Here is a 7,021-nt window from a genome sequence, read left to right as displayed (position 1 = left end):
TGTCTGGCTATTTTCATGTATGGAGGATAACTGCCTATGGCGAATAATAAGCTGAATATTGAAGGAAAAAATTACTCGGATATTCCGGTGTGGCGTAGATATACGCTTACCATTGAGGAAGCAGCCAGATATTATCATATCGGCGAAGGAAAATTGAGAACGCTTATTGACACACATCCCAATGAGGATTTTTATGTGATGAACGGCAATCGTGCCCTCATTAAGCGTGAGAAATTTGAGAGGTATCTGGATCAGGCTACTGCTGTGTAAACAGAGCTGACAGATTTACCGATTTCACATGATATAACTATGCGGAGAGCTGGATTTGTGCTATGATAAAAGTGCAAGTCTGGCTCTCTTTTTTTGAAAGGAGAGTTCACGATGAGTGAGAAAAGACGAGATAACCGTAATCGGATTTTGCGAGAGGGCGAGTACCAGCGTAAAGATGGGAGGTATCGGTTCCGCTATATTGATGAGGACGGAAAAGAGAAAAATGTATACAGTTGGCGTTTGGACAAGAATGACCCAATGCCAAAAGGGAAGAAGCGGGAGCCTTCCCTGCGTGAGAAAGAAAAACAGATTGAAGCGGATTTGTTTGACCGTATCGTAACCAACGGAGGCAACTATACTGTTTTGGAACTGGTAGAAAAGTATGTTTCATTGAAAACAGGAGTTCGTCACAATACGGTTGCCGGATATAAAACAGTCATCAATATGCTGAAAAAAGAGAGTTTTGGGAATCTGCGAATTGATAAGGTGCGTTTGTCAGACGCCAAGGCATGGTTGATTAAGCTCCAACAAATTGATGGGCGGGGATACAGTTCCATTCATTCTATCCGGGGAGTCCTCAGACCAGCATTTCAGATGGCGGTAGACGATGATTTGCTTCGTAAAAATCCATTTGAATTTGAGCTTGCATCCGTCATTGTCAATGATTCTGTTACCAGAGAAGCGATTACCCGAAAGCAGCAGAGAGATTTGCTAAAGTTTATTCAGGAAGATAAACATTTTAGCAGATACTATGATGCAATCTATATTCTTTTTCACACAGGGCTTCGTATCTCAGAGTTCTGTGGACTGACGGTTTCAGAAATCGAGTTTGGAGAAATGCGTATCAAGGTAGACCATCAGTTACAGCGTACTGCACAGATGCAGTATGTAATTGAAGAACCAAAAACTGACAAAGGCATCCGCTATGTGCCGATGACGGAAGCTGTCGCAGCGTGTTTTCGCAGAATCATTGCCAACCGCAAGACACCAAAAGTTGAACCGATGGTGGAAGGATATGCAGGATTTTTGTTTCTGGATAAAAACGATATGCCGATGGTTGCCCTTCACTGGGAAAAGTATCTGGAGCATATCATTCAGAAATACAACAGGATTTACCGTATCCAGATGCCGAAAGTTACCCCTCATGTATGCAGGCACACCTTTTGCTCTAATATGGCAAAATCCGGGATGAATCCGAAAACCTTGCAGTATATCATGGGTCACGCAGACATCAGTGTAACCTTGAACACTTACACTCATGTGAATTTTGATGATGCAAAGGAAGAAGTATATCGGATAGCGAATAGTTAAAAAAGCCCGTTGGTAAGGACGCTTGCTTTACCAATGGATTTACCAAGATTGCAGGGAAAAGCATAAGAAAATATGAGAAGATTTGAGAAGATACCTTGAAAAGAAAGGAAAACTCAAAAGTCGGAAAACCCTGAAATATCAAGCGTTTGAGAAGAAATACAAGATTTAAATGGAGATATAAAAAGATGATTAAAGTATTATTTGTTTGCCACGGCAACATATGCCGCAGTCCGATGGCAGAATATATCATGAAGGAACTGGTAAAGCGAGAGGACGTCGCGGATGACTGGGAGATTGAATCGGCGGCTGTCAGCCGTGAGGAGATCGGCAATCCGGTGTATCCGCCGGCGCGGCGCAAGCTGCTTGAGCAGGGAATCCCGTGCGGCCATCATGCGGCGCGGCAGATGACACGCGCGGATTATGACCGATTTGATCTGCTGATTGGCATGGACCGGTCGAATCTGCGCACCATGCAGCGCATTTGCGGCGGCGATCCGGACGGCAAGCTGCATTTGCTGCTGGATTTTACCGACCGACAGGGCGAAGAGGTCGCTGACCCGTGGTATACCGGCGATTTTGATGTTGTATGGGAGGATTTACTGGAAGGGTGTCAGGCGCTGCTGAGGGAATATAGGTAAGAAAAAAGGAAACCCGAGAGGGTTTCCTTTTTTGCGGGTTAGATTATTCAGTAAAAGAAACGGTAGGTTTACCAGAACTGTAGTCAGGAATGGTAACAGTGAGATTAATATTAGTAGTACCATCGGAGATTACCAGTTTGCTGGTTGTAGAAGTAAACATCCCATATGGGATTTTGAGAGAGATACGATCATCTTCTACATAATAAGCACCGCCGCCATCGAGGTTATAGATAGAATCGGTCTTTTGATATACCGAATCATTAACAGTAACCGTTAAACCATCTTGCGCCAGCCACGTTGCTGCACCGGAGAAGGTGAGCGTGCAGTACATATTGCTTCCTTTGCTGATCGTCGGCAGCTTAGTCGGCGCTGTTACCGTAGAGCCGCTGGAACCGGAATTACTCGAATCACCGGAACTACTCGAATCACCAACCGTCAGCGTATACTCTACATCAGTATAGCCATCTGCGGTGAGTTTGATTTTATAGTCACCGGCATTGGCAAACAGGCTAACGGGCAGATCGAGAACATCGTATGCAGACGTACTATAAGTGGTATTGGTTGCAGCCGGACGGAAGTTGTTGTCCGCAAGGCTGCTGCTGGAATAGCCGCGGGTCAAAACAGTATCGTTCACCTTGACCTGATTTACTTTAGCCAGATATGTTGTGAGGTCAGATGCATTCAGACCGGTGAAGCTGAGACGATAGTAGGAATACGTTCCCGTATAACTGGTATCGGTTTTCTTTTTAGCGCCGGAAACCGTCGGTGCGGATTTTGCAGCTTCCGCAGGTTTTGCATTAACCGTAAACTTTGCCGTCAGCGGCTCACCATAGTACTTTGCCGAAATAGCAACCGTATGCTCACCGGACGGTACGTTATACAGAGAGATGGTTTTGTTATCCTTGCCGATTACATAATAAGCCATTTCGGAACCGTAACCGTAATATCCGTAAGTACCGATGTCCGTTTTGTCATCCAGCTTAACAGATGCCAGATTCTTGAGGAAATCACCGTTCGAGCCATCTACCGTGAATACGACGACCGGCTTGCCCGATTCGGTAGTCTCGGCAACCGACAGAGAAAGGTTTTTCTCTAGCTGCTTTGCAACGGTCAGCGTCAGGCGCACCTTCTGGAAGGTATCGACCTGCAGCGTCAGCGCGTTATCGCCCAGCTTGAGCTGGTTTGCCGGAATGGTGATGGTGTTCTTCTCGGTGTCGATGGAGTATGCATCCTTGCTCAGCGCCGAGGTGGTGTTGAGGTAAAGCTGGCTGTCGGCATTCTCTTTCAGTTTTTCCAGATATGCCGCTGCCTTGCTGCCGGAAACGAGCAGAACTGCGTCCTCGCCCTCATTTACTTCGTTGATGGACTGGTAGCTTGTCTGACCGTCCTCGGTCACTTCCTTGACCAGAGTCAGGTCAGGAGCTGCGGAAGAGGAAGCCTCGCTGAACGAAGTCGTTTCGCCGAGCAGATTATCCTCCAGCACCTTCTTTACCGCATACGGACGGTTGCGTGTGGTTTCTGCGTTCTCAGAGGTGACATACTCCGCAAAGGTGAGCAGCTTGTCCTCGGTGCGCGCGGTGTTTGCGGCATCGAAGAAGCCTGCGCTGGTGTAAACCTTATCTGCGCCTTCATAATAAACCGCGTCATGGAGCATATTGTCCCAGCGCTCGGAGATAGCGGCTGCATTGGCGTTGTCCAGACCCAGCTTTTCCACGATCTTCGCGTTGGTCAGCAGGTCGGCGCTGAATACCAGATTTGCGTTCATGGTGTTGCTGCCGCCTTCAGAACCGGAATCCGAGGAGGCACCGCCGCCGCCGCTGGTCGCTGCGGAAAGCGCGTCTACGCCTGCCGCTGCGGCACGCGCCGCCGGAGAAACCGACTGCTTATCTGCACCGTAGGCATAGAAGGTCTGGGAGAACGACTTGAAGCCGTTCGCGTAGATGGTCAGCGTATACTTTCCGCTGTGCGTCAGATGGTTGGTAGTATCGTTATACAGCACGAAGGTATCGCCGATGAGATACCAGTCGTCAAACTTATTGAGCACCTGTACCTCGGAATCGCCCGCATACTGCAGTTCTACGCGGTAAATCGGCTGGGTGATGCCGTACAGCATATCCTTCACCGTAAAATGCGTGTTCACGCCGCTGTATGCGCCGGTATCGCTCAGCACCAGAGACGGCGTTTTCTCGTTTACCACATGGATCGGGAACAGCTCGGCATTGCCGTTCGATACCACGCGCAGCTTGTAGCGACCGTTCGAGAAGAAGTTCGACTGACCGAGTGGGACAGTGATGCACGCAACGGTAGCGCCGTCAACACCGTGCGGCAGCGCCTTGTTGAGGCTCCACTTCAAATTGCTATTGAGCACGCTGTTACTTTCATCGTCCTGCACGAGTACAACGCTCGTAATGCCGTCCACAAACGCCTTTTCCGCGTCGGTGCCGTTGGCATAGTTGAACATAAGCTGTACCTCGCCGGAAACATGATAGAGATTATCGTCGGATTCGCTTAGAACGGCGTCCGGAGAGTAGAAACGTACCGAATTGGAGGCAGTTTTCAGGTCAATGGTTGTGTGGGTCGGATTATAGCGTACCTTACCGGCGGCGTCCTTGTTGGTCTGGTGATAATCCCAGACGTAAACCGGACCGTTTGCAAGGAAGTAGTAATCGACTGGTACACCGGAAACGGTCGGCTTTACCGTGTTCTTGCCGCCGAGGCTGACGGTCTGGGTCTTGCCGGTGGTCTTATTGGTAACGGTCAGCGTGCTCGGGTCGAGTACGGTGGACTGCCACTTGACAATGCTGCCGTCGGTGGAAACCTTGGAGCAGCCGGCGTTGATTTCGGTGCCGTCAACGGTCAGCGTGCAGTTATCCAGCGTGTTGCCGTCCTCAAAGCGGATAACAACGAACTGACCCAGTGCGCCGAGCTGAACGGTGTTCATGTCGATGAGCTTGGTCTGCTCGGGTACGACCAGACTCTGCTGTGCAACCGAACCACCAGAGGAAGAGCCGCCGGAAGAGGAGCCGCCGCCGGAGGACGAACTGCCGCTGGAAGAGGAACCACCACCGGAAGCTGCCGCGCCGACCGTCTCGGTTTTGCCTGCGGCAACCGATTTATTGCCTGCCTTGACGCCGGAAACGCCGTTTGCGGCAGTAACCTTGGTGCCGGAGGTAGAAACGGTGACGTTATCGGCGTTCGCCTGCACCGCGCCGACCTTGCCCGAGCCGGTGATCTTTGCACCGTCGGCAACAACGGTGATGCTGTCAACCGAGCCGGAAACCGCAATGTCGGTATTGGCGATAATGCCCTTGCCGGCCTTGGTGTCCTTAAAGGTTACACCGCTTTCGCCGCCGCGCAGTACAATGCGGCCGGTGACAGTAACACCCGTCAGGTCGATTCTGCTGATGCCGTCTGCAATGATGAGGTCGCCGTTGATGGTCTTGCCGGACAGGGAAACGCCGTTTTCACGCACAATAACGCTGCCGTCCACCGTGGCAGACAGAGAATCGTCTGCATCGGCGTAGGTGCTGGCCATCTCACTGATGACCTTGGCGAATTCTGCACGGGTGATGCTGTTTTTCGGGTTCAGCTTACCATTTGCACCGTTGACATAGCCGTTTTCAATCAATGCAGCTACACTGCTCCGTGCCCATGCAGAGACAGAAGCACCATCGGTGTAATTGTTCAGAACGGACGTATCGCCGCTTTCAAGTGCAAATGCACGCGCGAGGACAACAAAAGCCTCTTCACGGGTGATCGGCGCTTCGGGATTCAGTTTGCCGTTTGCACCCTGAAATGTGCGCATGGCAACGGCCAGTTTGAGATCGTTGTAATACCATGCAGAAGTGTTTGCATCGCTGTAAACCGACAGGTCAGCTGTTTTGCGAGCGGCAAAGGCACGGTTGACGATAGCAGCCATCTGGGCACGGATCAGCAGGCCGGAGCTGTTAATCTGGCCGTTTGAGCCGTTCAGCAGGCCGTTCTGTACAGCGCTGCGCAGGCCGGCTGCGGACCAGTCGGTTGGGAAATCGGTAAAATCTTCAGGCGAGGCAGCGAATGCATTCGCTGGCAGGAGCATAGCTCCGGCCAAAAGCATCGCAAGGGTACGTTTTTTGTTCAAGTATATTTTCCTCCTTGTTGTTAGACTGGGCTAACCATACCGGTAAAAAATTTCCTTTCCATAGGAAAGGAGCGTGATCACAATGAGTTATCATACACTAACTCATAAGTAGGTAATAAAATATCATAAAGATTTTGTGGTGTCAAATCCTGATATTTACAGGAAAGAACGGCCGTATCATATAAACAACACAAAAAGTACACAAAATCCTGCAATGAGTTAGGAGAAACTAACTCTGGATGTGATTTTTGATAAAGGAAAAATTTTTTGTATGTGCGATACATATTGTTTACAGCGGAAAAGGCACAAAGCAGCACATAATTTCTGTGGAAATGATAAAAATACGGTATAGAAGTTAACAATATGCGATAAAGATTACAACTGAATATTGAAATATCATAGGGAAGATGGTGCGCTGCATTATTTTCCGTGCTTGTCGGCGTACAGCGGCAGGTGATGTTTTATTTTCAGGGCATTTGTACAGGGGAGACATATTTATATAGGTATGTATAGAGTGTACAAATTTCCTGTAAAATATTTTTTGAAAAAGTTGAAGAAAAGTGTTGACATTAGGCGTATACTGCGGTATACTAAATAAGCTATTGATGAGCAGTTAAGAACAACGAAAAGTTGTGAAAACCCTTTGAAAACAGCAGATTGTACCTTGTAAATTAAACAACGA

General features: G+C 49.0%; 4 protein-coding genes. 3 read left to right on the top strand and 1 reads right to left on the bottom strand.

The features are described from left to right. The first annotated feature begins 36 nt into the window (after nt 1-36). The 3 genes from DW806_RS14810 (at nt 37) to DW806_RS14800 (ending at nt 2,219) form a co-directional block, all read left to right on the top strand. Nucleotides 37-270: an excisionase gene (locus tag DW806_RS14810; RefSeq protein WP_008703749.1), complete on the top strand. Its 234-nt coding sequence runs from the start codon at nt 37-39 to the stop codon at nt 268-270. 111 nt (nt 271-381) lie between these two features. After that, nucleotides 382-1,581, top strand: coding sequence for a site-specific integrase (locus tag DW806_RS14805; RefSeq protein ID WP_008703747.1), 1,200 nt, complete (start codon nt 382-384; stop codon nt 1,579-1,581). Nucleotides 1,582-1,766: 185 nt separating this feature from the next. Further along, nucleotides 1,767-2,219 (top strand): low molecular weight protein-tyrosine-phosphatase, encoded by a 453-nt coding sequence (locus DW806_RS14800; protein WP_118730436.1) that lies wholly within the window; start codon nt 1,767-1,769, stop codon nt 2,217-2,219. Between the two features lie 43 nt (nt 2,220-2,262). On the opposite strand, the gene DW806_RS14795 is transcribed toward DW806_RS14800, so the two are convergent. After that, entirely contained in the window at nt 2,263-6,339 is a 4,077-nt protein-coding gene (locus DW806_RS14795; protein ID WP_118730435.1) for an S-layer homology domain-containing protein, read from the bottom strand. Between the last annotated feature and the right edge of the window lie 682 nt (nt 6,340-7,021).

Source organism: Butyricicoccus sp. AM32-19, from assembly GCF_003480365.1.
Classification (GTDB): domain Bacteria; phylum Bacillota; class Clostridia; order Oscillospirales; family Butyricicoccaceae; genus Agathobaculum; species Agathobaculum butyriciproducens.
The sequence above is the reverse complement of the archived record's forward strand: the minus strand, read 5'-3'. Positions and strand labels throughout refer to the sequence as shown.

What these genes read in the sequence shown, in the direction of transcription:
- DW806_RS14810 (WP_008703749.1), top strand. Translation starts at nt 37, where the DNA reads ATGGCGAATAATAAGCTGAATATTGAAGGAAAAAATTACTCGGATATT.
- DW806_RS14805 (WP_008703747.1), top strand. Translation starts at nt 382, where the DNA reads ATGAGTGAGAAAAGACGAGATAACCGTAATCGGATTTTGCGAGAGGGC.
- DW806_RS14800 (WP_118730436.1), top strand. Translation starts at nt 1,767, where the DNA reads ATGATTAAAGTATTATTTGTTTGCCACGGCAACATATGCCGCAGTCCG.